General features: G+C 70.4%; 28 protein-coding genes and 1 tRNA gene. 16 read left to right on the forward strand and 13 right to left on the reverse strand.

Going from position 1 to position 24052, the window contains the following annotated elements:
* Position 1: 1 nt before the first annotated feature.
* The gene (gene fliM / locus ACE101_RS20965; protein WP_379133617.1) at positions 2 to 1222 is read right to left on the reverse strand and encodes a flagellar motor switch protein FliM; all 1221 of its coding nucleotides are present in this window, start codon (positions 1220 to 1222) and stop codon (positions 2 to 4) included.
* 11 nt (positions 1223 to 1233) lie between these two features.
* The gene (gene fliL / locus ACE101_RS20970; protein ID WP_379133619.1) at positions 1234 to 1743 is read right to left on the reverse strand and encodes a flagellar basal body-associated protein FliL; all 510 of its coding nucleotides are present in this window, start codon (positions 1741 to 1743) and stop codon (positions 1234 to 1236) included.
* Positions 1744 to 2006: 263 nt separating this feature from the next.
* Between fliL and flgF the strand changes: the two genes are divergently transcribed.
* Genes flgF through flgH form a run of 4 tightly spaced genes read left to right on the forward strand, consistent with a single transcriptional unit; the run spans position 2007 to position 5369 of the window.
* On the forward strand, positions 2007 to 2753 hold the full coding sequence (flgF, locus tag ACE101_RS20975; protein ID WP_379133622.1) for a flagellar basal-body rod protein FlgF: 747 nt from the start codon (positions 2007 to 2009) through the stop codon (positions 2751 to 2753).
* A 16-nt stretch (positions 2754 to 2769) separates the two neighbouring features.
* A complete protein-coding gene (gene flgG / locus ACE101_RS20980; RefSeq protein ID WP_379133625.1) occupies positions 2770 to 3561 on the forward strand; it encodes a flagellar basal-body rod protein FlgG in 792 nt (263 codons plus the stop codon).
* A 6-nt stretch (positions 3562 to 3567) separates the two neighbouring features.
* Positions 3568 to 4608 (forward strand): flagellar basal body P-ring formation chaperone FlgA, encoded by a 1041-nt coding sequence (flgA, locus tag ACE101_RS20985; protein WP_379133628.1) that lies wholly within the window; start codon positions 3568 to 3570, stop codon positions 4606 to 4608.
* Positions 4609 to 4628: 20 nt separating this feature from the next.
* Positions 4629 to 5369, forward strand: a complete 741-nt coding sequence (gene flgH / locus ACE101_RS20990) for a flagellar basal body L-ring protein FlgH (protein WP_379133630.1) — start codon at positions 4629 to 4631, stop codon at positions 5367 to 5369.
* A gap of 16 nt (positions 5370 to 5385) precedes the next feature.
* Here the strand turns inward: flgH and ACE101_RS20995 are convergent, their stop codons facing one another.
* The 3 genes from ACE101_RS20995 to ACE101_RS21005 form a co-directional block, all read right to left on the reverse strand.
* Positions 5386 to 5778 (reverse strand): GcrA family cell cycle regulator, encoded by a 393-nt coding sequence (locus tag ACE101_RS20995; protein ID WP_379133633.1) that lies wholly within the window; start codon positions 5776 to 5778, stop codon positions 5386 to 5388.
* Between the two features lie 152 nt (positions 5779 to 5930).
* Entirely contained in the window at positions 5931 to 6350 is a 420-nt protein-coding gene (gene dksA / locus ACE101_RS21000) for an RNA polymerase-binding protein DksA (protein ID WP_012333933.1), read from the reverse strand.
* 331 nt (positions 6351 to 6681) lie between these two features.
* Positions 6682 to 7095: a flagellar assembly protein FliX gene (locus ACE101_RS21005; protein WP_379133635.1), complete on the reverse strand. Its 414-nt coding sequence runs from the start codon at positions 7093 to 7095 to the stop codon at positions 6682 to 6684.
* Positions 7096 to 7324: 229 nt separating this feature from the next.
* Here ACE101_RS21005 and ACE101_RS21010 point away from each other — a divergent pair, with 229 nt between their 5' ends.
* From ACE101_RS21010 to ACE101_RS21020, 3 genes are read left to right on the forward strand one after another with little or no spacing between them, the layout of a single operon-like run.
* The gene (locus ACE101_RS21010; protein ID WP_379133638.1) at positions 7325 to 8437 is read left to right on the forward strand and encodes a flagellar basal body P-ring protein FlgI; all 1113 of its coding nucleotides are present in this window, start codon (positions 7325 to 7327) and stop codon (positions 8435 to 8437) included.
* A 60-nt stretch (positions 8438 to 8497) separates the two neighbouring features.
* Positions 8498 to 8848: a rod-binding protein gene (locus ACE101_RS21015; RefSeq protein WP_379133640.1), complete on the forward strand. Its 351-nt coding sequence runs from the start codon at positions 8498 to 8500 to the stop codon at positions 8846 to 8848.
* Positions 8832 to 9299, forward strand: coding sequence for a hypothetical protein (locus tag ACE101_RS21020; protein ID WP_379133641.1), 468 nt, complete (start codon positions 8832 to 8834; stop codon positions 9297 to 9299). The genes ACE101_RS21015 and ACE101_RS21020 overlap by 17 nt, the downstream gene beginning before the upstream one ends.
* Here ACE101_RS21020 and ACE101_RS21025 read toward each other — a convergent pair whose 3' ends face one another.
* Entirely contained in the window at positions 9300 to 9623 is a 324-nt protein-coding gene (locus ACE101_RS21025) for a porin (protein WP_379133644.1), read from the reverse strand.
* A gap of 120 nt (positions 9624 to 9743) precedes the next feature.
* Between ACE101_RS21025 and ACE101_RS21030 the strand changes: the two genes are divergently transcribed.
* Positions 9744 to 10523 (forward strand): class I SAM-dependent methyltransferase, encoded by a 780-nt coding sequence (locus ACE101_RS21030; protein WP_379133647.1) that lies wholly within the window; start codon positions 9744 to 9746, stop codon positions 10521 to 10523.
* A 111-nt stretch (positions 10524 to 10634) separates the two neighbouring features.
* On the opposite strand, the gene ACE101_RS21035 is transcribed toward ACE101_RS21030, so the two are convergent.
* From ACE101_RS21035 to ACE101_RS21050, 4 genes are all read right to left on the reverse strand, one after another.
* Positions 10635 to 12290, reverse strand: coding sequence for an ISL3 family transposase (locus ACE101_RS21035; RefSeq protein ID WP_379127565.1), 1656 nt, complete (start codon positions 12288 to 12290; stop codon positions 10635 to 10637).
* A gap of 107 nt (positions 12291 to 12397) precedes the next feature.
* Complete coding sequence (locus ACE101_RS21040; protein ID WP_379133650.1) at positions 12398 to 14197, reverse strand: hypothetical protein; 1800 nt, start codon at positions 14195 to 14197, stop codon at positions 12398 to 12400.
* A 4-nt stretch (positions 14198 to 14201) separates the two neighbouring features.
* Positions 14202 to 16076, reverse strand: coding sequence for a flagellar hook-associated protein FlgK (gene flgK, locus ACE101_RS21045; protein WP_379133653.1), 1875 nt, complete (start codon positions 16074 to 16076; stop codon positions 14202 to 14204).
* A gap of 41 nt (positions 16077 to 16117) precedes the next feature.
* Positions 16118 to 17488, reverse strand: a complete 1371-nt coding sequence (locus tag ACE101_RS21050) for a flagellar hook protein FlgE (RefSeq protein ID WP_379133656.1) — start codon at positions 17486 to 17488, stop codon at positions 16118 to 16120.
* Between the two features lie 242 nt (positions 17489 to 17730).
* Here ACE101_RS21050 and ACE101_RS21055 point away from each other — a divergent pair, with 242 nt between their 5' ends.
* On the forward strand, positions 17731 to 18198 hold the full coding sequence (locus tag ACE101_RS21055) for a BLUF domain-containing protein (RefSeq protein ID WP_379133659.1): 468 nt from the start codon (positions 17731 to 17733) through the stop codon (positions 18196 to 18198).
* A 126-nt stretch (positions 18199 to 18324) separates the two neighbouring features.
* The gene (locus ACE101_RS21060; RefSeq protein WP_379133661.1) at positions 18325 to 18777 is read left to right on the forward strand and encodes a response regulator; all 453 of its coding nucleotides are present in this window, start codon (positions 18325 to 18327) and stop codon (positions 18775 to 18777) included.
* A 35-nt stretch (positions 18778 to 18812) separates the two neighbouring features.
* Here the strand turns inward: ACE101_RS21060 and ACE101_RS21065 are convergent, their stop codons facing one another.
* Together ACE101_RS21065 and ACE101_RS21070 are read right to left on the reverse strand one after the other, a co-directional pair.
* Entirely contained in the window at positions 18813 to 20435 is a 1623-nt protein-coding gene (locus ACE101_RS21065; RefSeq protein ID WP_379133664.1) for a peptide chain release factor 3, read from the reverse strand.
* Between the two features lie 140 nt (positions 20436 to 20575).
* Entirely contained in the window at positions 20576 to 21337 is a 762-nt protein-coding gene (locus tag ACE101_RS21070) for an SDR family oxidoreductase (protein ID WP_379133666.1), read from the reverse strand.
* Positions 21338 to 21459: 122 nt separating this feature from the next.
* Here ACE101_RS21070 and ACE101_RS21075 point away from each other — a divergent pair.
* Positions 21460 to 21534 (forward strand) — tRNA-Gln (locus ACE101_RS21075).
* A gap of 206 nt (positions 21535 to 21740) precedes the next feature.
* Positions 21741 to 21971, forward strand: coding sequence for a hypothetical protein (locus tag ACE101_RS21080; protein WP_379139073.1), 231 nt, complete (start codon positions 21741 to 21743; stop codon positions 21969 to 21971).
* Here the strand turns inward: ACE101_RS21080 and ACE101_RS31700 are convergent.
* Positions 21860 to 22114, reverse strand: coding sequence for an FAD-dependent monooxygenase (locus ACE101_RS31700; protein ID WP_502361933.1), 255 nt, complete (start codon positions 22112 to 22114; stop codon positions 21860 to 21862). The two genes, ACE101_RS21080 and ACE101_RS31700, sit on opposite strands and share 112 nt — an antisense overlap.
* Here ACE101_RS31700 and ACE101_RS21090 point away from each other — a divergent pair.
* The 4 genes from ACE101_RS21090 to ACE101_RS21105 all read left to right on the forward strand — a co-directional run bounded on the left by ACE101_RS21090 (position 22022) and on the right by ACE101_RS21105 (position 23932).
* A complete protein-coding gene (locus ACE101_RS21090; protein ID WP_502361937.1) occupies positions 22022 to 22675 on the forward strand; it encodes an AMP-binding protein in 654 nt (217 codons plus the stop codon). The genes ACE101_RS31700 and ACE101_RS21090 overlap by 93 nt on opposite strands.
* Positions 22676 to 22892: 217 nt before the next feature.
* Positions 22893 to 23216 carry a hypothetical protein gene (locus ACE101_RS21095; RefSeq protein WP_379133671.1) on the forward strand — a complete coding sequence of 108 codons (324 nt, stop codon included), beginning with the start codon at positions 22893 to 22895 and terminating at the stop codon, positions 23214 to 23216.
* A gap of 161 nt (positions 23217 to 23377) precedes the next feature.
* Positions 23378 to 23605, forward strand: coding sequence for a PadR family transcriptional regulator (locus ACE101_RS21100; protein WP_379133674.1), 228 nt, complete (start codon positions 23378 to 23380; stop codon positions 23603 to 23605).
* A gap of 96 nt (positions 23606 to 23701) precedes the next feature.
* Positions 23702 to 23932 carry a hypothetical protein gene (locus ACE101_RS21105; RefSeq protein ID WP_379133677.1) on the forward strand — a complete coding sequence of 77 codons (231 nt, stop codon included), beginning with the start codon at positions 23702 to 23704 and terminating at the stop codon, positions 23930 to 23932.
* Positions 23933 to 24052 lie beyond the last annotated feature (120 nt).

Genomic DNA, 24052 nt, shown 5'->3' on the forward strand with positions numbered 1-24052 from the left:
ATCAGCCGTCCTTCTGGTTCTTCATGGAGGCCTCGAAGGCCGCGAAGGTGGTGCGGGCGCGCCGCAGCGGACGGGTCACCTGCACGGCGATGCTGTCGTCGAGGCGCCCGATCCGCCCCTGGGTCAGCGCCCAATCGCCGCAGCGCAGGGTGATGAGGTCGCTGGGCTTGGCGTCGAACATGATGGTGTCGCCGACCTCGAGCGCGAGCACCCGCTTGAGCGGCAGCGTCATCTGATGGAGCACGGCCTCGACTTCGAGATCGGCCTGCCAGATCTCGGTGGCGAGATGCCCTTCCCAGACGTGGTCGCGCCCGAGCTTCTCGCCCATGAAGCTCTGCACGAGCAGGTCGCGGATCGGCTCGATCGTGGCGTAGGGAAACAGGATCTGGAGCAGGCCGCCGCGGCCCTCCATGTCGAGCTTGAGGTCGATCAGGATGGCCGCGTTGGCCGGCCGCGTGATGGTGGCGAAGCGCGGGTTCGACTCGATGCGGTCGATCTGGAACCGCACCGGCGACAGCGGCTGGAACGAGGCTTCGAGGTCGCTCAGGATGATCTCCAGCATCCGCTGCACGAGCGACATCTCGATGCCGGTGAAGGGCCGTCCGTCGAGGCGGATCGTGGTGCTGCCGCGCTTGCCGCCGAGCAGGAGGTCGAGAGTCGCGTAGGCGAGGTTCGAGTCCACCGTCAGCAGGCCCGAGTTCTCCCACACCTCCGCCTTGAACACGCCGAGCAGGGTCGGCATCGGGATGGCGTTGAGATAGTCGCCGAACCGCACCGAGGTGATGTTGTCGAGGGTGACCTCAACGTTGTCCTGGAAGAAATTGCGGAGGCTCGTCGACAGCAACCGGATCATCCGGTCGAAGACGATCTCCAGCATCGGCAGGCGTTCGTAGCTGACGACGCCCGAATCGACGATGGCGCGGATCCCCCCCGCGCCCGAGGCCGAGAGCTCCCTCAGCGAGAAGCCGAGGACTTGATCAATCTCCTCCTGGTTGAGGATACGGTCGTTGCCGGCGAGTTCGGGGAGGTTCTCGGCCTCGCCCTCGTCGATCATGTTGGCCCATTCGGCCGCCATGTCGCTGGCATGGGCGGTTGTGCCCTGCTCGGCGAGCGCCGCACCCCATTCCTCGGCGAGCGACGCGTCGCTGCCGCCGCCGCCGCTCTGCTCGGCGAGGGCGGCCGCCCAATCGTCGTCGAGGATCTCGTCGTCCGGACCGGTCACCTTCCGCGCCCCTACTGGATCACGAATTCCTTGAACAGCACCGCGTCGACCTTGGCGGGATAGACCGCGACGTTGACGCGCCGCAGCAGTTCCTCGCGCAGGCGATAGGTGCCCATCGAACCCTCGAAGTCCCCGGCGCGCAGCTCTCGGATGTAGGCTTGGAAGGCATCCTCGATCCGCGGCATCAGCGGCTGGATCTCCGCCGCCACCTTCGCGTCCCGGACCTCCAGGCTGAGCTTGAGCTTGATGAAGCGGGTCTGGGTCTGGCCGACATCCGAGCTGAGGTTCATCACCATGTCGCGGACATCGACGAAGGCGACCGGGGCCCTGGCCGCGGGAGCCTCCTTCTCAGCATGGGCCGCGCGGCCCTTGAGCACCAAGTAGCCGCCGCCGGCGCCGCCGAGCAGCAGGACGGCACCGGCCGCGATCAGGATGAGCTTCTTCTTCGATCCGCCGGGGGCGGGAGCCTTGCCTTCGGCGCCCTCTTCGTCGTCGGGGGCCTTTTTCGGCTTCTTCGCCATCGCTCGCTGTGATCCCGCGCCCGCCCGGACCCGCGCGGCGGTCTGACCAAACGGTAAGGAGATACGGTTAACACCTCGTTAAGGCGGCAAATCCTGCCGGGTCGAACCTGCCGCGCGGCGCCGGGAGCGCGGCCTCACCGGCCGCCCGCAGGACACCAGATCTTTGACATAACTGCGATTTCTCGACCGATGGCGGCTGGCACGCCGCCTGCGATCCCCTCCCTGCCAGTCCCGCGGGACCGGGCGGTGGAGCGCAGGCACGGATGCAGAACGCGCAGTTGATCGGCCTCTCGGCCCAGGTGGCCCTCGGGCGCGAGCTCGAGGTGATCGCCAACAACATGGCGAACGTCTCGACCACGGGCTTCAAGGCGCGCGCCACCCGCTTCGAGGAATACCTGATGCCGAAGGCCCGCGCCGAGACCTTCCGCATGCCGGACCGGCGCCTGTCCTACGTCATCGATGCCGGCACGCCGCTCGACCTGCGGCAGGGCCCGGTCGAACCGACCGGCAACCCGCTCAACGCCGCGATCCGGGGCGACGCCTTCTTCGCCGTGCAGACCGCGCGGGGCGAGCGCTACACCCGCAACGGCGCCTTCGAACTCAACGCCCAAGGCCAGCTCGTCACCAGCGACGGCGACCTCGTGCTCGGCGACGGCGGGCCGATCCAGATCAACCCGCAGGAGACCGGCGCGGCGATCGGGCCGGACGGCACCGTCTCCACCAACCAGGGCAACCGCGGCAAGCTGCGCCTCGTGCGCTTCGCCGATCCGCAGGCGCTCACCAATGCGGGCGCCAACCTCTACGCGTCGAGCGCCGCCCCGCTTCCGGCCGGCCCGCAGGCCCGGGTCGAGCCGGGCGCCGTCGAGCGCTCCAACGTCAGCCCGGTCCTCACCATGACCCGGATGATGGAGGTGAACCGCATCTACGCCCTCGTCTCCGACACGGTCTCGCGCATGGACGCGCTGCGCGGCAGCGCCATCCAGCGCCTCGCCGATATCGGCAACGCCTGACAGGAGACTCCGAGCGATGCGCGCCCTCTACGCCGCCGCCACCGGCATGGCGGCCCAGGAACTCAACGTTCAGGTCATCTCGAACAACATCGCGAACCTGCGCACCACCGGCTACAAGCGCCAGCAGGCGCATTTCCAGGATCTGCTCTACCAGAACCTGCGCCGGGCGGGCTCGGCGACCTCCGACCAGGGCAACCAGCTGCCCGCCGGCCTCGCCCTCGGCTCGGGCGTCAAGACCACCTCGACCGCCCGGGTGATGAGCCAGGGCACGCTCTCCTCGACGGAGAAGACCTACGACGTCGCGATCCGCGGCGAGGGCTTCTTCCAGATCACCATGCCGGACGGCCGCACCGCCTATTCGCGCGACGGCTCGTTCGATCTCGACCAGCAGGGCCAGATCGTCACCCGCGACGGCTACCTCCTCAACCCGAGCATCACGGTGCCGAACAACGCCACCGGCGTGACCATCAGCGCCTCCGGCATGGTCCAGGCCACGGTGCCGGGCCAGACCGCCCCGCAGAATCTCGGCCAGATCCAGCTCGCCCGCTTCGTCAACAAGGTCGGCCTGGAATCGATCGGCGACAACCTCTTCACCGAGACCCTGGCCTCGGGCCCGGCCATCACCGGCAATCCCAGCTCCGAGGGCTTCGGCAACCTGCAGCAGAACTACCTCGAAGAGGCGAACGTCAACGCCGTCACCGAGATCTCGTCGCTGATCGCGGCGCAGCGCGCCTACGAGATGAACTCGAAGGTCGTCACCGCCGCGGACCAGATGCTGTCCACGACCTCGCAGATGTTCCGCGGGTAACGCGCCATGAGCCACGCTCCGACCGATCTCCCGACCCGCATCGCCGCCCGCATCGTCCTCGGCCCCGGGATCCTCGGGCGCACCGCGCTCGCCCTCGTCGCCCTGGGCCTGCTCACCCTGCCGGTGCTGGCGGGGCCGGCGCGCCCGCTCCTCAAGGGCGACATCACCGCCAAGCGCGACGTGATCACCCTCGGCGACCTCGTGGAGGGCGCGCCCGCCGATCTCGCCGAGCGCCCCCTGTTCCGGGCGCCCGCCCTCGGCGCGACGGGCACGATCCAGGTGCGCCGCATCGTCGAGGCGGCGGCCGGCCTCGGCCTCGAACCGCCGGAGAGCGGCGGACGCCTCCAGGTCAGCGTGCAGCGCGCGGCCCGGCGCATCGCCGGACCCGAGATCGAGACCGCCGTGACCGCCGCCCTGGCGCGCCAGCAGGGCTTCGATCCGAGGAACCTCTCCGTCGCCTTCGACGGCGAGCCCCCGGTGCTGACCGTCCCGGTCGATCTCGACGGCGCGGCCGAGGCGGTGGAACTCGCCTACGACCCGCGCAGCCGGCGCATCTCGGCGCTCGTGGTGGTGGGCGCGCGCCAAGCCTCCCTGCGGGTGAGCGGCCAAGTGATCGAGATGACGCAGGTCGCGGTGCTCACCCGCCCGCTTGCCCGCGGCGAGACGGTGGGCGCGGCGGACGTCACGACCCAGCGCCGCGTGCGCGATGCCGCCGCCGCGGACGCCCCCGCCGACATGGCGGCGCTCGTCGGGCAGGTGGCGCAGCGCCCGCTCCCGGCCGGCCAGCCGCTGCGCTCCGGCGATCTCGTGCGGCCGGATCTCGTCCAGCGCGGGGACACGGTCACCATCCTCTACGAGGGTTCCGGCGTGAGCCTCGCCCTGCGGGGCCAGGCCAAGGAGGGCGGTCCGCTCGGCGCCGTCGTCGCCGTCGTCAATCCGGTCTCCAAGAAGGTGCTCCAGGCCACCGTGATCGGCCCCGGCCGGGTCAGCGTCGGCCCGGCGCCGAAACCCGCCAGCCTCGCCGCCGCCCTCCCCGCCCGCCCGTGAGCGACAGGTCCCGGATTGCCATGACCCGCCCCGTCCGTCTCGCCCTGCCCCTCGTCGCCGCCCTCGGCCTCTCGGCCTGCAACACGGTCGACCGGCTCTCGAATGTCGGTGCGCAGCCCACCCTCTCGGCCATCGAGGACCCGACCGCGCAGGCCGGCTACAAGCCCGTGCGCCTGCCGATGCCGGAGCTGCAGCCGGTCTCCTACGCGCCGAACTCCCTGTGGCGGACCGGCTCGCGGGCCTTCTTCAAGGACCAGCGCGCGGCGAAGGTCGGCGATCTCGTCACCGTGAAGGTCAACGTCACCGACAAGGCCAACCTGAACAACGAGACCAAGCGCTCGCGCGCGAACTCCGAATCCTTCGGGATCCCGAACGCCTTCGGCCTCGAGACGAAGACCAAGATGCTCGGCGGGGCCACGCCGGACAAGCTGCTCAACACCGACTCGACGATGAGCAACGACGGGGCGGGCTCGATTCAGCGGGCCGAGACGGTGACCACGAACGTGGCGGCGATCGTCACGCAGGTGCTGCCCAACGGCAACCTCGTGGTCGAGGGCAAGCAGGAGATCCGCATCAACTTCGAGGTGCGCGAACTCGTCGTCGCGGGCGTGATCCGCCCGGAGGACATCGAATCGGACAACACCATCGATTCGGCCAAGATCGCCCAGGCGCGCATCGCCTATGGCGGACGCGGCCAGATCACGGACGTGCAGCAGCCCCGCTACGGGCAGCAATTCCTCGACATCCTGCTGCCGTTCTGAGGCGCTGATCCGCCGCTCAGCGGCGGACGGCGCGCTGGCTGCGCTCCATGGGCGTGTAGGCGATCCGGGCATGGGCCTCGCAATAGGGCAGCCCGGGCTGACGCTTGGCGCAGCAGAAGCGGAAGTCGCGGCCCATCGGATCGCCCACCGGGAAGCGGCACGACCATTCCTTGAGTTCGAGGATGGGGTGCAGGGGCTCCGCCGCCGCCGGCGGCGCGGGGTCGTTGGCGGCGGCCTGCGCCTCCGTCGCCAGGTTCTTCCGGGCCAGTCCCAACCGGTGGATCTTGCCCATGACCGCGTTGCGGTCCTTGAGGCCGAGCCGCTTCGCGATCTCCGAGCCGGTCAGGCTCTCGCTCCACAGCCGCTTGAGTTCCTCGATCCGCTCGTCCGTCCAGGTCGACATCGCCATCCCGTCGATCACTCGCGAGTCGACGTGTCGGCGATCCGCCGGCCGGATTCCAGCGGCCAGGGCCGGCGGCGCGATTCTATCCACCGCGAATCGCGAGGCCGCCCCGGCCCGCGCCGCCGGCGGAGGCGGCGCTGCACCTCGAGCGTGCAGGATCAATCGTCGCGATAGACGCGCTCGCGGCGCTCGTGCCGCTCCTGCGCTTCGAGCGAGAGGGTCGCGATCGGCCGGGCCTCCAGCCGCTTGAGCGAGATCGGCTCTCCGGTCTCCTCGCAATAGCCGTAGGATCCGTCCTCGATGCGCGCCAAGGCTGCATCGATCTTGGCGATCAACTTGCGCTGGCGGTCACGGGCGCGCAGCTCGATGGCCCGGTCCGTCTCCGACGAGGCCCGGTCGGTGAGATCCGGATGGTTCTCGTTCTCGGTCTGCAGCGCGACCAGCGTGTCCTGCGCCTCACGCAGGATGTCCTGCTTCCAGCTGAGCAACTTGCGGCGAAAATACTCGCGCTGCCGCTCATTCATAAAGGGTTCGGCATCGCTGGGGGCATAACCGTCCTCGATCACGACCTTCGCCATCACGCCCCTCGAGTCTTCTGAGTTATCGCGGCCGGCGCCGTTCGGAGCAGGCGTATAATCGAGCCGCGAGGGCCCGACAACGTGCTGCCGTCATCACGCAAGGTTTAGACCGACCGCGCCCTCGCCCCCTGCTGCAAATGCGCCACGTGGGTTGCAACCCCGCGACAGTACCGAAGCGCAGCCGGCGAGACGCCGCTCTCCCGGCAGGCCCGCCACGCAGCGGCACTGCTCGCAGAGATGGAGGCCAGGCGCAATCCGAACTTCCGGTTGATGCAGCCTCCCGGTTGCAGCATCGGCAGGGGCCGGCGGCGCCGGCACCTCCCGCCGCTCCTCATCCGGCAACGCCGAGCTTGGCGAGTTCCACCTCGGCCCGCAACTCGATCTGGCCGATCAGGTCGTCGAGGCGCGGATCGCCCGTCGGGCCCATCCGTTCCGCGAGCCGGGCGGCGATGGTCCTGAGATCGGCGGTGTTCACGCGGCCGCCGAGCAGGGCGGCCTTGAGGCGGTCGAGGGCGTCGAGGAGGTCGTGCCCCCGGCGCGCGGATTTCCGGCGGCGCTCGGCCGGATCCTCCGCCTGCGCCTGGAGGGTCAGGATGGCGTCGAGCCCGGCGAGCGGCACCGCCCCACCGGCGCTGGTGGCGGCCTGCGGCGTGGAGGACGAGAGGGTGAAGGTCTGGCTCGCGTCGCCGGGGCGCTTGGTCACGGCGCCCGGGCCGGCGGTCGCGAAGCGGGGATCGACGCGCATGCGGGGCTTTCGGGATTCCTGAGGCTCGTCCGAACCTCCCCCGTCATGGTGAACGAACCGTAAAGGAGCCGGCAAATCCTGCCGGCCCGGTCGAAAGGACCGGGGCGGCCAACGCGCGGCGCATCCGCACTCGGGAAAAATCATGCGCCTTGTCAAAGACATGGCGTGGCCACCCGCTTGGCATGTTCCTGGCAGCGTCGGGGGCAGCCCGCCCGGAACCCCATACCCGATGCGCCGTCCGCTCCTCCTCGTCCTGCTGTCGCTCCTCGCGATCCTCCTCGGCGCCGCGCCGAGCCTCGCCCTGTCGCGGGTGAAGGATCTCGCCACGATCGAGGGCGTGCGGCCGAACCAGCTCGTCGGCTACGGCATCGTGGTCGGCCTCAACGGCACGGGCGACACGCTCAACAACGTGCCCTTCACCAAGCAGTCGGTGCAGGCGATGCTGGAGCGGCTCGGGGTCAACACCCGCGGGGCGACGATGCGCACCGCCAATCTCGCCGCCGTGATGGTGACGGCGAACCTGCCGCCCTTCGCCACCCAGGGCACGCGGATCGACGTCACGGTCTCCTCCCTCGGCGACGCCAAGTCGCTCCAGGGCGGGACGCTGCTGGTCACGCCGCTCCTCGGCGCGGACGGGGAGGTCTACGCCCTCGCGCAGGGGTCGCTCGCCATCGCGGGTTTCCAGGCGGAGGGCGACGCGGCCAAGATCACCCGCGGCGTGCCCACCAACGGGCGCATCGCCAACGGCGCCATGATCGAGCGCGAGATCGAGTTCAAGCTCAACCAGCAGCGCGCGCTGCGGCTCTCGCTGCGCAATCCCGATCTCACCACCTCGAAGCGCATCGCCTCGGCGATCAACGACTTCATGGGGGCCGACACCGCCGAGCCCACCGACCCCTCGACGGTCACCTTGCAGGTGCCGGCGCGCTACCAGGGCAACATGATCCGGCTGCTGACCGAGATCGAGCAGCTCAAGGTCGAGCCCGACCAGACCGCCCGCGTGGTCATCGACGAGCGCTCGGGCATCATCGTGATGGGCCGCGACGTGCGCGTCTCCACGGTGGCGGTGGCCCAGGGCAACCTCACGGTCACCATCGCCGAGCAGCCGCAGGTCAGCCAGCCCGAGCCCCTGTCCAATGGCGCCACCGTGGTGGTGCCGCGCACCGCCCTCAAGGTCGATACCGGCGACAAGAACAAGCTCGCCCTCGTCAAGGAGGGGGTGAGCCTGCGCGAGCTGGTCGACGGGCTCAACGCCCTCGGCATCGGCCCGCGCGACCTGATCTCGATCCTGCAGGCCATCAAGGCCGCGGGCGCCCTCCAGGCCGACATCGACGTGATGTGACCCGCGCTGACGTGGCCCCCGCTGACCCACCCCCACTGACCCACCAAGGAGACGATCCGGATGCTGCCTCTCGCTCCCCTCGCCGCCACCACCGCGATCGCCGCCGGTCAGGCGCTCGCCGGCGTCGCCGGTTCGGCGCTCTCCGCCGCCACCGGCTCGACCGACAAGGTCAAGAAGACCGCCCAGGACTTCGAATCGATGTTCCTGGAGCAGACCCTCGACAAGCTCAACGGCTCGACCGGCACGGACGGCCCGCTCGGCGAGAACGGCACGGGCGGCGGGGTCTACCGCTCGATGCTCAACAAGGAATACGCCCAGGGCATCGTGAAGAGCGGCGGCGTCGGGATCGGCGATCAGGTGATGCGCGAGATGCTGCGGATGCAGGAGGCCGGCCATGCCGCCGCGGCCTGAGCCCGTGGCCGATGCCGCCGGCGCCGAACGGCTGGTGGCCGAGACGCTGCGCCGGATGGAGGAGCTCGAAGGCGTGCTGGAGCACGAGAGCGCCCATATCCGCGCTGGCCGTCTGCGCGAGGGCCTCGCGGACGAGGCGCGCAAGGCCGCCCTCGCTGGCGCCTATCTCCAGGGTCTGGAGACGGTGAAGGCCAACGCGGTCGCCCTCGCCCGCTTCGCGCCCGCGGGGGTCGCGGCGTTGCGCGAGGCGCATCGGCGCTTCGCCGCCATCGTGGAGACGAACCAGACGGTGCTCGCCACCGCCCGCGCCGTGTCCGAGAGCTTGATGAAGTCGCTGTCGAGCGAACTCGCCCGGGCCGCGCAGCCGCAGGGCTACGGGGCCCAGCGCCCGGCGCCCTCGCCCTACGGCGCGGTGCGGGCGACACCCCTCGTCCTCTCGCGCAGCCTGTGATCAGGGCGCGCCGGAGCCGGCGCGCAGGCGGATATAGGTGCGGGCCGGGCCGAGTTCGGTCTGGGTCCGGGCATCGATCGCGAGCCGCCCTTCCGCGCCGACGGACGGGGTTGCGTCCCGCGCAGGCGCGATCCGCGTGCCGGCCTCCGCCCGCATGCGCCCGCCGATCCGCAGGCAGGTCTCCGTGCCGGACATCCGGGCGAAGCCCGCCCCCTGCGCCGGGCAGAGCACCGGCACGCGGGGCAGGTCGAGATCGAGGGCCTGCCCGGGCGCCGGGACGGCGGCCCACAGGCCGATCGCCGCGACCATCTTCCACCGCCTCATGCGCCGCTCCATCCACCACGCCGCGCCCAGGATCGCCGGGCCTCGCGGCCCGATTCCGACATCGACCGGACCCATCCGCTCCTCCTACCTTGCCGTGCGGGCCTGCCCGGAGACAACAGCATGACCGACATCCATCGCGCCGCGGCAGCGGGGTTCACGGCGCAGCCGGACCTCTACGTGTCGGGCCGGCCGGGCTATCCGGCCGCGATCGTGCCGTGGCTGCGCGCCGAACTCGGCCTCGGCCCCGGCCGGACGGTGCTCGATCTCGGGGCGGGCACGGGCAAGTTCCTGCCCTGCCTGCGCGAGACCGATGCGCGGGTGATCGCGGTCGAACCCGTCGCGGCGATGCGCGAGAAACTGGTTCGGGAGCATCCGGACGTGCAGGCCCTCGATGGGCGGGCCCAGGCGATCCCGCTCCCCGACGCCTCGGTCGACGCCGTGGTCTGCGCCCAGGCCTTCCACTGGTTCGCCTCGGCGGCGGCGCTCGCCGAGATCGCCCGTGTGCTGCGTCCGGGCGGCTCGCTCGCCCTCGTCTGGAACGTGCGCGACGAGGGCGTCGGCTGGGTGGCGGCCCTGTCCGCGATCATGAACCGGCACGAGGGCGACGTTCCGCGCTACCACACGGGCGCGTGGCGGCAGGTCTTCCCGGCACCGGGCTTCGGGCCCTTGCGCGAGACGCGGTTTCCCCACCGCCATGTCGGCCCGCCCGAGGCGGTCATCCTCGACCGCGCCCTCTCGGTGAGCTTCATCGCCGCCCTGCCCGCGGCGGAGCGCGAAGCCGTGGCGGCCGAGATCCGCGCCCTCATCGCGGCGACGCCGGACCTCGCCGGGACGCAGGAGGTCGCCTTCCCGTACGAGACGGCGGCCTTCGCGTGCCGGCGGGTGGACGATGTGAGCTGAGGGGGCGAAACATCGGGATGGCGATCCGATCCCCACCACCCCCTTTCCCGGAACCCCTTCCGCTGTCGCTTCAATCGTCCAGGAAACGGGTTCTCCCGCACTTTGCGTGGATCAGGCCGCGATGAGGGTGCGCCGTCGCAGTAGGTCGAAGCTGGCGCGACCGTACATGGTGCGCTTGAGCATCTTGAGCCGACTGATCTGCCCTTCCGCCTGAGCGTTGCTCCACGACGTCGTTAGCGCGGCCCGAACGGCCGCGCCATCCTGCGTCAAACCGGCCGCGAAGGTCTCCAGCGCAGCGACACCGCAGGTCTGGGTGTCGAGCAGCCACCTGTCGAACTCGCCGGCAGGGTCCGCCGGGCGGTCGCCACCCAGGCCACAGGCCCGCACGAGCATCGTGAACCGCTGCGCCAGATCGGCGATCCGTGCGGCTTCAGGATCCTGCCGGATGCGGGCGAGGTCAGCCGCGGCGCGCGGCTGCAGTGTCGCGAGGGGCTGCACCAGGATCCAGGCCAGCTGCTTCGGAGAGGGGATTGGCACGGCGCTGATCGCCTCGGCGTTCGTCGAGGCGGTTTGCGACAGCCATTTGCGGGCCGTGCGCCGCGCCGGCCTCGTGCGACGTTCGGCGACGAAGCGGTGCACCTGCCGATGGGTCCCCGCGAAGCCCTGGGCACGGATCTCGCGCCAGAGCGCCATGGCGTTCTCGCACCCCTCAGCCATGCGCTGCTCCAGATGAGCGAGGTAGCGGTCGAGGCGAGACGGATTGGGTCGGCGCCTGGCGCGCTCCGGGAAGCTCTCGGCCTGGGCGTACTTGCGTACCGTCGCACGCGCCAGACCCGTCGCGCGCCCGATGGCCAGCAGCGTCTCGCCGGCGAGATGACGCCGGCGCACGTCCTCGTAGGCTGCAAGCCGGCGAGCGCGGCTGTCGCGGCTGATGGCAATCTCGGCCGCGCTGCGGCAATAGGCATGCGGGCGTTCCCCCGGCTGTCGGCCGTCACCTGTGGGAAGGACGGGAAGCTGTCGCAGCCGGCCGTGAGCACGGCCAAGCCAGCGTTCGAGGGCTTGGCGCATGTTGAGGAGGAGGTGCCATCGATCGGCGACCTGGAGAGCAGCGGGGGCGCCCGCCGTGGCCGCTCGGGCGTACTCGGTCGAGCGGTCGCGGGCGATGATCTGGATACCGGGATGGCGACGCAGCCACGCGGTGACGGTCACAGCCGAGCGGTCGGGCAGCAGGTCGATCGGGCGTCGGCGTTCGAGGTCAACGAGGAGGGTGCCGTAAGTCCGTCCCTTGCGGATGGCCCAATCGTCGATGCCGACGGCTCGTGGTGGATCCGCACGCGGCAGCGGGAGGCGGTGCAAGAGGCGCAGCATCGTATCGGGGCTGGTCCGCATCCCCAGGTGGCCGGTCAGGCGTGCACCGGCCTCCGCGCCCGCTGCAAGCCCGATCCGGGTCTGGGCCTGAGCGAGGCGGCGCGTCCGTCGGGCTCGTGGGGGCACCAGCCGTGGGAGAGGCTCGGCGAAGGTGCGGCGGTAGCAGGTGGGATGACGGCAGTAGAAGCGTCGGATGCGCAGGCGCAGCGTCACGGGCTGGCCGAGGCTCGGCAGATCGGCGGGACGGCGATCGTAGCGGCTGTGAACGGCGGAACTGAGCGTGCCACAGGCCGGACATTGCGCATGAGCGCGGCGCACATGGGCGAGGATGACGAGGTGATCAGCGCTCCGAGTGACGCTCTCGATGGCGCAGCCCGGCAGGGATGAGGGGACGATCATCCCGTCCGTGAATCAGCCAGCGCCAGCTTCGTCACCGCGACCGTTCCACGCAAAGTGCGGGAGAACCAGGAAACGGGGTGAGGTTACGGTCTGCCCCTGATCCGCCGCTACAGGTAGTTCGCCAGCGACAGCTTCGCCAAGGTCGAGGTCGTCTGGTAGCTCGCCTGGAGCTGCGTCTGGAGCGTGAGCAGCTTCGCCGCCACTTCCTCGGTGGTGACGGATTCGATCCCGTCGAGGGAGTTCTGGAGGACGAGGCGTGTGGCGGCGTTCTGCGTCTTCTGGCTCGCGACCCGGTTCGAGGCGAGGCTGAACTCGGTGCTCATCTGCGCGATGGTCTGCCCCTCGTCGGGTTTGAGCAGGCCCATGAGCCGGTCGGAGAAGGCCGAGAAGCGGGTGTCGTCGGTCTTGTCGTCCGTGAAGGTCACGCTCGCGGCGACCGCGATGCCGGCGAGCGCCTTGCGCAGGGCCGGCTCGTTCGCCTGGAGGCCGACTTCGACGGACTGGCCCGCGGAGATCTGCAGGGTCGCCGTCGCGCGGGCATCGGTCGAGGTGTCGTCGCCCCGATACCAGATCACGGTGCGTCCGCTCGGATCGGCGACGTAGCCGGTGGCGGTGCCGGCCGCATCCGTGGCGACGCGCCGCGGCGCGAGGCCCGGCGAGGACGAGGCCGCGAAGAAGTCGGAAGCGGCCCGCGTGGCCGAACTCGCCGCGAGGTCGGTGCCCGCGGCGCTCCCGATCGCGGCGGAGAGCGCGGCCTGGAGGTTGCTCGCCGTCTCCTCCGGCGTGGCGCCGAGGGCGAAGGTGCCGGCCGCATTGCTGCCGGCCGCCGCGGCCGTCAGGGTGATGGTCGTGCGGGTGCCGTCGCGCAGGCCGAGGACCACGCGCACGGTGTCGCCGACGCTCGGCTGCGCGTCCACCGTCAGCGCCGCCGAGGCCGCGGTGCCGCCGCTCAGGGTGGCGGCCACGCCCGGCGGGGCGGCGCTCTGCGCGCCGGCGACGGTCCGGCCGCCGAGGGCCGCCGTCAGGTTCGCGGCGCTCTGGATGGCATCGCCGCCGATCGCGAAGGTGTTCTGGCTGCCCGCGGCCGGCGCGGTGCGGGCGGTCAGGTCGACGAAGCCCTGGCTGCCATCGGCGTTCTGCACGGTCACGCGGACGATGTCGCCGTCCTTCGGCTGGCTCGCGAAGGCGAGCGTGGCCGAGGCCGGCGCGCCCGCGACGCTGGCGAGCCCGATCGCCGCGGGGTTGGAACTGGCGGCGCTCTCGATGGTGAAGCCGAAATTCGCCCGCACGTTCGGGTCCGCGCTCTCGGCCAGCGTCACCGTACTGCCCGTCCGCGCGAGCGAGAGGCGGCCCGTTGCGGGCGTCCGCGTGCCGAGATCGGCGCTCCGGCGCTCCGCGATCAGCCGGGAGACGCCGTCGAGCGAGGCGGCCGGATCGCCGTTGAGGATCTTGTCGGAACTCTCCACCGGGGGAATGTTCGTCACCCGCCCGCCGAAGATGTACTGGTCCGCGGCATTCTGGTTGAGGGCGTCGACGAACCCGCCGAGGCGGCCCTCCGCCATGCTCCGCAGGTTGGCGCGGGCCGAGCCGCCGACCTGGGCCGCCGTATTGCTGAGCTGGCTCCAGGTGTCCGAGGCCAGGGTGGCGGCCTGCTGGATGCTGGCGCCGGCGAGCTTGATCCGCGTCGTGCCGCGGTCGATGACGGCGTCGTAGCCATCGAGGCTGGCGAGCTGGGCATGGGCGCCGAGGCTCGTGGTCCGGCCGGCCCCGAGCCCGCCATAGGTCTCGGCGGCGCGCCCGCTCGCGAGCTGCCCCGACAGGGCGTTGAGCTGGCTCTTCAGCCCGACGAGCCGGCGGGTGTTGAGATCGCTCGCGTAGGTGCCGGCGGCATAGGGGGTGATCGCCATCGCGTCAGATCCGCATCAGGGTGTCGAGCATGTCCTTGGCCGCCGTCAGCACGCGGGCATTGGCCGCGTAGGCGGATTGGAGCTGGATCAGCTTGGACAGCTCCTCGTCGATGTTGACGCCCGATTGCGAGGCGAAGCGGCTCTGCGCCGTCGAGAGCGCGATCTGCTGGCCCTCGTCGAGCTGCTTGGCCTGGGCTGCGGCCGCGCCCTGAGCGTCGATGATCGATTGCGCGAAGCTCTGCACGCTCGCGCTGTGGGGCGCGCTGACCCCGCCGATCCCGCTCGCCGCCGAGAAGGTGCGGCTCGTGCCCGTGAGCGCGTCGCGCAGGAAGTCCGGCCGCTTGGTGTCGCCGGTGCCGGTCGGGTCGGCGTAGGTCACCAGCCGCGCCGTATCGGCGGAGAGCGCCGGATTGACCGTGAGGCGCTGCGCGAGTCCGGTGAGGTGCGCGCCGCCCTCGAAGGAGCCCGTATAGACGCCGTTGTCGTCGCCCGAATCCACGAAGAGCGGGATCTGCACGGCGCCGTTCTGCGTGTCGGTCGGGCTCGTCGGCACGGTGATGGAGGCGCTCGCCCCGGTGAGCGTGAGGCCGCTCGCCAGGATCCGCACCGCGCCGGCCCCACCCGCGGGCGCGGCAGCGACGGAGAAGCCGGAGCCGAGGGCCGCGGCGATGGCGTCGGCAAAGGTCGAGGGTCCGCCCGAGACGTCGAAGGGAACGACGAGCGCGGTCGGGTCGTCGGTCAGGCTCGGGTCGATGGCGGCGGGGGCATTGCCGTTGGTCGGCATCAGGACGACGTTGCGGGCGACGCCGCTCGCCGTCCGCACACCGAGCGTGACGGCGTTGCCGGCCTGGAGGCCGGTGAGATCGATGTCGAAGCCGCTGCCGCCCGCCCCCGTCGCGGCGGTGCCGGTCACCGCCTTGTCGCTCATCGCCCGCGACAGGCCGGCCGCCAGGTCGTCGAGCTGGCGCTGGGCCTGAACCAGGGTGTCGTCCCGCAGGGTGAGCGCCGCCGCGATGGAGCCGGAACGGATCGCCTTGTCGGCCACAAGGTCGATGCGCGCGCCGGCGGGCGTGGTCGCCGTGATGGTGCCGACCCCGCGCGTGCTCGCATCCGTGCCGTAGAGGGCGGAGGGCCCGAGGTCGCTGCGCCCGTCGAAGCTGAGCACCGCCGCCGCGCCGTGATCGACCAGCGTGACGCCCGAACTCGTGAGCACCGTCACCGAGCCGTCGCCGAGGGCGGTGGCCTGCACATCCATGGACCGGGCGAGTTCGGTGATGCGCTGGTCGCGCTGGTCGAGCAGCTCCGCCCCGAGCGCGCTGCCCCCGCCGTTCCCGCCCGCGCCCACGATGCGGACGTTGAGATCGGCGATCTGCGACAGCAGGGTGCTGGCCGAGGCGACGCCGGCCCCGAGCCGTCCCTCCAGGCCGCTGCGCAGGTCCTGCACGCCGCGCGCGATCTCGCCGATCCGGTCGGCGAGCCGGCCGGCCTCGCTGATCACGGCGGAGCGGTTCGCCGCCGCGGTCGGGTCGTCGGCGAGCGTCTGGAGAGAGGTCGCGAAGGCGTTGACGACCCCGTCGAGGGCGGCGTCGCTGCCGGGCGTCCCGTAGAGCGCATCGATCTGCGCCTGCACCGAGGCGACGAGGTCGGTATAGGCCGCCCCCGCGGTCTCGAGACGCAGCTGCTTCTGGGCGGTGGCGTCGAGGACCCGCGTCACCGTGCCGGTGCCGACCCCCGCATTCCCGGTCTGCGAGACCGGCGTGAGATTGCGCTTGACGTAGCCGGCCGTGCCCTGGTTCGCGACGTTCTGCGAGACGATGCCGATCGCCGCCTGCGTCACCTGCAGGCCGGCCGTCGCCGTGTTGAGCGCGTTCAGGGCCATCGGTCCACCTCACCTCGCACAGACGCTCTCCCGCGCCGCCGTCACCGGATGATGTTGATGAGGTCGCTCATCATCTGCTGGGCGGTCGACATCACCCGCGTGTTGGCCGAATAGGCCTGCTGGGTGATGATCATCTTCGAGAATTCGCTCGCCGTGTCGGTGTTCGACTGCTCGACATTGCCGCCGACGATGGTGGTGCCCTTGAGGCCGGTGAGCGGCTCGCCGGAATCGACGGTCTGCGCGTAGTTCCCGCCCGAGGTCGCCTTGAGGGCGTCCGGAGCGTTGAATCGGACGACACCGACCTGCGCCAGGGCGAGGCTGTTGCCGTTCGAGTAGGTGCCGGTGAGCTTGCCGTCGCTCGTGACGGCGAGCGCCGTGAGGCTGCCGGAGGCGTAGCCGTTCTGCTGCAGCGTGTTGGTGGTGATCTGCCCGCTCGCCGCCCCGTACTGGGTGAGCCCGCCGCTCATGTCGAGGCTGACCGTGCCGAGCGCGGTGCCGTCCACCGTCAGGCCCGGGATCGCGAGCGTCCCGCCGGTGGGCGCGGTGATCTGGCCGCTGCCGTTGAAGGTGAAGGCCGTGCCGACGTTCTTCCAGGTGGACGCGGCGGCGGTGGTGCCGGTCTTGCTGGCATAGAACAGGTTCCAGGTGTCGCTCGTCCCGGTGCCGGACTCCGCGGCGGCGACCTTCGCCCAGCGCATCTGCAGGTTCACGGGGGACCCGTCCGCCGCGTAGGCGGTCAGCGAGCCGCCGGAGATGCTGGAGGACAGGAAGCTGTCGGTGTCGCTCGCCGCCACGCTCGCCGGCGTGGCCGCGCTGCCGGAGAGCACGCGCACGTCCCCTCCGGCGAGCGCTCCGAGCAGGGTCGATCCGGAGGTGGTGGTGGGCGATTTCGGCAGGTTGGCCGCGTAGGAGATCGTGGTGGTGGCCTTGGCGGGCACCGCCTGGTTCGAGATCTTGATGACGCCGTCGCCGGTCGCTTGGCCGGTCAGCGGGTCGAGGCTCTGGCCGACGAGGTAGGAGCCGGCTCCGTTGACGAGATTGCCGTTCTTGTCGACCGTGAAGTCGCCGCGGCGGGTGTAGAGGTCGCCGGTCGGAAACGTCTGCTGGCCGGCCGTGTCCGTCCCGGGCGTGCGCACGACGAAGAACCCGTCGCCGTTGAGCGCCATGTTGGTGGTGACGCCGGTCGCGGTGAGGTTGCCCTGCAGCGTGTTGGTGAGCTGCGAATAGGCCGCCACCGATCCGCTGGTCTGCGTGCGGGCCGGCTCCTCGGTGAGCATGTCGACGAAGGTGGTGTCGACGCGGCGGAAGCCGGTGGTCTGCGCGTTGGCGATGTTGCCCGAGATGTTGTCCAGGGAGAATGCCTGGGCCTTCAGGCCGGAGACCGCGGTCTGCAGAGCGTTGAAAACATCCATCGCGGCACAATCCCGTCCCGTCGTTCCGGATCATCCGCGGCAAGCCCGGTGCCAGAGCCAAGTGTTTGATTTCACGAAGGTCGCGGGCGACGCGGCCGGCAGAACATGCCGGCCCGGACGGACCACGGGGCAGAAGATGCCGGGTCCCGTCCCGCACTCCATCGGATGCGCGGCACCCCGTTTACGCGCTGTTGAGCGCGCAGGGCCTATGACCGGTCAGGCTCTTGCCGGACGACGGGCGCATGCGGAACAAGCGGACCAGCCTCATTCATCTGATCTACTTCTCGCGCGCGCTCGTCTCGACGGAGGGCGCGATCCGTGCGCGCGAACTCGGCGAGATCGCCCGGCAGGCACAGAAGCGCAACGAGTTCTCGGTGATCACGAGCTTCCTGATCTACGAGCAGGGCTACTTCATGCAGGTGCTGGAGGGCGATCGCACCTCGATCCAGGACACCTTCACCCGCATCGTGAACGACCGGCGCCACCGCGACGTGCAGATCATCGAGTGGCGGGAGATCGTGAAGCGGGAATTCGTCTCATCGTTCAACATCGCGCAGCGCGTCGCCGCCAACGAGCTGGTGTTCCAGAAGGCGAACGTGCTGCCGATGCTCCAGCGCGGCACCCCCAAGGCGCCGGTCGTCTACGGCCTCGCGCGGGCGCTCCAGGCCGATTCCATGGCCAAGCAAGGCATCGACCATCTCTTCGTCTGAGTCCCGGGCGCACCCGCATGCCGCGCATCGGGGTAGCCCTTCCTCAATCATTCTGGTGTGGCGTGGTCCCGGTGAGGCGCTGCGCCGGAATGCGTGCAGCACCGTAGTCAGGTCCGGTTGGTCTCCATGAGCGATGTTCCTTCGATCCTCATCGTGGACGATCAGGTGAAGCTGCTTCGCCTCGTCACCGAACTGATGAACCGTCTCGGCTTCCCCGAGGTCGACGGCGTCACGAACGGGCCCCAGGCGCTGGAGGCGCTCCGCAGTCGCCGGTACGGCCTCGTCATCGCCGACCTCGACATGGAGCCGATGGACGGCATCCAGCTGCTGCGCGAGATCCGCTCCGACGACGCGCTGGTGAACATCCCCTTCATCCTCACCGAGACCTCGTTCAGCTTCGAGGACATCAACGTGGCGCATATCACGGGCGCCGATGCCTTCATCCTCAAGCCGTTCGATCTGGCCCTGCTGAAGACCAAGCTGAAGCAGGTGCTGAACGGCCGCCCGCGCAAGCGCGAGCGGGCCGCCGCGGACACCTCCGCCCTCTCGGCGGATTTCCCGATGCTGGCCAAGCTCTGAAGGGTCCGGCCGGCGCGATCCGGCGGCCGTTACCGTCAGGCCGCCCGCTTCTGGTAGTCCTTCACGTCGGTGAAGCGGATCTCGGTCCAGCGGTCCTGCTCGTACTTGAGCGAGAAGGCCGTGGTCGCCATGAAGACCGGCGCGCCGTCGAGATCCGCCGCCATGGACGAGCCGTGGGCCGCCATGAACTTGTCGAGTTCGGCCGGCGCATCGGCGTCGATCCAGCGGCAGATGGTGAAGCGCGTCGGATCGTAGTCGATCGGCAGGCCGTACTCGGCCTGGAGGCGCTCCTTGAGCACGTCGAGCTGCAGGGCGCCGACCACGCCGACGATCGCTCCCGATCCGTCATGGGGCACGAAGAGCTGCACGACGCCCTCCTCGCCCATCTGCTGCAAGGCCTCGCGCAGCTTCTTGGCCTTCATGGCGTCGGTGAGCTTGATGCGGCGCAGGATCTCGGGCGCGAAGCTCGGCACTCCGCGGAAGACGAGGTCCTCGCCCTCGGTGAGCGTGTCGCCGATGCGCAGGGTGCCGTGGTTGGGGATGCCGACCACGTCGCCCGCATAGGCCTCGTCCGCGATCGCCCGGTCCTGCGCGAAGAAGAATTGCGGCGCCGAGAGCGAGATCGGCTTGCCCGTGCGCACCAGCCGCGCCTTCATGCCCCGCGTCAGCCGGCCGGAGCAGACCCGCATGAAGGCGATGCGGTCGCGGTGGTTCGGATCCATGTTCGCCTGGATCTTGAACACGAAGCCGGTCATCTTCGGCTCGGTGGGCGCGACCTCGCGCCGGTCGGCCGACTGTCCCCGGGGCGGCGGCGCCACGCCCGCGAGCCCGTCGATCAGGTCGCGCACGCCGAAATTGCGCAGGGCGGAGCCGAAGAACACCGGCGTCAGGTGCCCCTCGCGGAAGGCCGCGAGATCGAAGGGCTTGCAGCCGGCCTCGGCCAGCTCCGCCTCCTCGCGCCACGCATCCGCCTCGCCGCGCTCCGGCAGCAGCGTGTCGAAGAGCGGATCGTCGAGCCCCGAGACCGGCACCGTGCCGGCCTCGTCGGCGGCGTCGAGCCGGCGCACGCGCCGGTTGGCGAGGTCGTAGGTGCCCGCGAAGCTGCGCCCGCGCCCGATCGGCCAAGTGATCGGCGCCACGTCGAGGGCGAGCGTCTTCTCGATCTCGTCGAGGAGGTCGAAGGGATCGCGGGATTCCCGGTCGAGCTTGTTGACGAAGGTGACGATCGGGATGTCGCGCAGGCGGCAGACCTCGAACAGCTTGCGGGTGCGCGCCTCGATGCCCTTGGCGGCATCGATCACCATCACGGCGGAATCGACCGCCGTGAGCGTGCGGTACGTGTCCTCCGAGAAGTCCTCGTGGCCCGGCGTGTCGAGGAGGTTGAAGACGCAATCGCCGTATTCGAAGGTCATGACCGAGGTCACGACCGAGATCCCGCGCTCCTTCTCGATCCCCATCCAGTCCGAGCGGGTGGCGATGCGGTTGCGCTTGGCCTTGACCTCGCCCGCGAGCTGGATGGCGCCCCCGAACAGCAGCAGCTTCTCGGTGAGCGTGGTCTTGCCGGCGTCCGGGTGGGAGATGATCGCGAAGGTGCGCCGCCGCGCCACGGGGTCGGCGGGCCGCGTCGTCGCGGTCGTGGGATCGGTCTGCATCAGCATGGGGGCGAAAGAACCTGAGGCCGCGCGACGGGGCGCGGCCGAGCAACCGGAAACGAGCGGTGCCACGGCAGCCGCGGCACCTGTCACGCCCTTCTACAGGATGTGGGCCGGCCCGGCCAACCGGGCCTGCGCGCCGGGGCTCAGCCGCGGCCGATATACGGCATCGTGGTCGCCATCACCGTCATGAACTGAACGTTCGCGTTCAGCGGCAGGCTCGCCATGTAGACGACGGCGTCGGCGACGTGCCGCACGTCCATCACCGGCTCGACCTTGACGGAGCCGTCGGCCTGGGGGACCCCGGTCTGCATGCGCGCCGTCATCTCGGTGGCGGCATTGCCGATGTCGATCTGGCCGCAGGCGATGTCGAAGGCACGGCCGTCGAGGGAGGTCGAACGGGTGAGACCGGTGATGGCGTGCTTCGTCGCCGTGTAGGGCGCGGAGTTCGGGCGCGGCGCATAGGCCGAGATCGACCCGTTGTTGATGATCCGTCCGCCCCGGGGATTCTGCCGCTTCATCAATCGGAAGGCCCCCTGGGTGCACAGGAACGCCCCGGTGAGGTTGGTATCGACCGCGGCCTTCCAGGCCGAGACGGGGAGTTCGTCGAGGGGCACCGGCGGCGCTCCGATGCCGGCATTGTTGAACAGCACGTCGAGGCGCCCGAAGGTCTCGGCGAGAGCGTCGAACAGGGCGGCGACCGAGGCCTCGTCGCCGACATCGGTCGGCTGCGCGAGGACGCGGCGCCCCTGCGCTTCGATCTCCGCCTTCACCGCCGCCAGGGGCTCGGGCCGGCGGCCCGACAGGACGACGTCGTAGCCCGCACCCGCGAGCCCGAGCGCCACCGCCCGCCCGACGCCCGATCCGGCTCCCGTCACCAGCGCGACCTTCTGCGGTCCATTGCTCATCTGGATCCTCCCTGGGGGGTCTCACGCACCCCTCGCCCCGGGCTTACACTGCGGCCCGTCCGCCTCCAACCGGACGGTTGCCAGGCCCGCCCACCCCGGCTATGGAAGCGCCATCCGCACGGTGGGGCGTCGCCAAGCGGTAAGGCAGCGGTTTTTGGTACCGCCATTCCCAGGTTCGAATCCTGGCGCCCCAGCCAATCTACCTTTGTTCTGCAAAGGCTCCACCCGCGGACATGTCGGAACATCGCGCGCGATTCGGACGCCTGAACGCCGGCATGGACTGCTTACCTCGGTGCACGAGCCAGCGAGACGCGTGTTTCGGCGCCGTCATGCATGTCTGGTGAGTTTCTGGTTACGAACCATCCATGGTCAGGCGGGTTTAGGACGGAGATGGGAGGCGCCCATGTCCACCGAATCCCCACCCTCCAATCCCGATGGCCCTGCACAGCCCGCGGCGACGCACGGAGCGACCATTCGCTGGAGCAGCCGGGGGCACGGCACCGCGCAGGTGACGACGGGCGGCTATGCCACGCGGGAGGAGGCCACCGCCGCGGCCGTCAGGATCGCCATGGAGAAAGGCTGGACACCCCCGCGCTGGTGGCAGTTCTGGCGCTGGCGCGACAGGCGATCCTGATACCGTGAGACGGGGCTCACCGTCCCTGCCCGACCGGCGGGGCTGTGGATGTGCGCCGCGTCGCCGGCCAGGAAGACCCGCCCCCGCCGGTAATCGGCGACCTTGCGCTCGTCGAGCCGCAGCTCTTCGCGCTGATGGACCACCCGGATAGGGAGCGGCGCGACCTCTCCTCCCTGCGTACCCTCACGCATGTCGGGGCCTCGGCGCCGCCGACGCTGCGTCGGCGGGAGCGCGAGCGCTTCGGCCCGATCATCGCCCATACCGACGGGGCGAGCGAGATGGGCCTCGTCAGCCTTCTCTCGCCGGCCGACCACATCCTCCCCGATCCGGAGGCCGACACCTCCGCCGGGCGCATCCTCCCCTCCGTCGAGGTGAGATTCAGGAGCGCCGACGCCACCCTCACGGAGCCGGAGCCGGAGGTCGGCGGCGCCATCGAGGTGCGCTCGCCCGCGATGGCGGGCGGCTATCGCAATCGAGCCGACTTGCAGAGGGCGGCCTTCCGCGACGGCTGGGACTGCTCCGGAGATCTCGGGCGGCTCGGCTCCGGATCGTTCCGGTCCCGCGGGTTCCGCGCACCGAGCAGGGAAAGCCGGACCGGGAGGCGATCCGCAGCCTGCCCTGCTCCGGGACCTGAGCGCCGGAATGCCGCCTCTCAACGGCCGGCGACCCGACGGGTATCATCGGCGGCACGCAACCTCCAGTGATACGGTTTCCGGAAGATCACTTTCGGAAACCGTATCACGAGCCCGCGCGGCGCCTGAGCGAGGCCGGTTTCCGCATCGCGAAGCGATCATCCGGAAACCGTATGAGTCATCCTCATGCACCACACTCAGCTTACCCCTGGGCGGGGCAAGCCCGCTCCCGCCCACGAGCCGCTCGTCCGAGGCCTGGAGGCCAAGGCCGGCGCGATGCCCGGGTCCGATGGCGCGTAGACGCGCGCTCGGCGCCGGCCTGCTGTCGCAGCACATCCTGCCGAGCGCGGCCACGATGATCGGGGTTTGCACCACCCTGATCGGCCTCGTGAAGATCATCGAGGAGCGCATCGGTCCAAGTCACGTCGACGAATACGCCGCCCTGACCGCTCTCCTGTTCCTCGGGAGTTCGATGGCGTCGTACCTGTCGATGCGCTGGTCGGGCGAGGAGCGCCTCTCGGCAAGGCTCGAAGGCGCGGCCGACATCTGCTTCCTCATCGGCCTGCCGAGCCTCTCCGTGATCTCGGTCCTGTTCGCGTACGAGGCGGTCTGAAGCCCGCGCGGGCCTGCTGGAGCACTACCCCTTTCTCGTTGCCTCTCCTGCTGATGAGCGAGCTGTCGTGCCGCTGGTCCGCATACAAGATCGCGGGTGCCGGCCGGCGACGACCTCACCCGCGAGGCCGCGGCGATCCGGTGCGAGCTCCGGGGGTTGAGATGATCGAGAACCGGATCCGGCTGGTCATCATCGGCGCGCTCCATGTCGGTGGCCCGATGTCGGGGGAGCAGCTATCGGAAGCATCCGGCATCGGCGCCGGCTATCTCTATCCGGCGCTGTTCACGATGGAGGACCAGGGCCTCGTCACTGGTGAGTGGGAGAACGGGCCGGCGCCCCGACGCCGGATCTTCGGTCTGCGCCCGCGGCATACCCGTCCTGCTTCTTAACCCATGTTTGCAGCTGAGCTCGCACCAATCGGCGCTTACCGCGTTCGATCTGGGCCGCCGCTCAAGGGAGGGCGTCTCACAGGATGGACGCGGAAGATGGAGACACCGATCGCCGACAGCTTCCTTCATGAGGCCGCAGAAGCGCGTGATCGCCTCCTTCACCATCGCCGCCAATTGTGTCGCGCGATCACCCGCTCGGGCTATCGCGATGCGCCGCTCGGCCGGCTCGCCCTGGTGCAACGGGACCTCGAAGCGATCGAGGCCGTGATCCGGGACGAGAGACGCCGGCTGGAGCAGGGTGATCTCCAGGAGGACACACGCCTTTAGCCGCGCTCCCGCCCCGCCGCATCATCCGCGAATCGTTCCGGCGGTCGCATTCGGGTGGAAAGCCGATACGCTCAGGTGCGTCCCGATCGGCCAGGGCGAGGTCGCAACACCCGCAGGCTT

Origin of the sequence: Methylobacterium carpenticola, assembly GCF_042748905.1 — a bacterium.
GTDB lineage: Bacteria > Pseudomonadota > Alphaproteobacteria > Rhizobiales > Beijerinckiaceae > Methylobacterium > Methylobacterium carpenticola.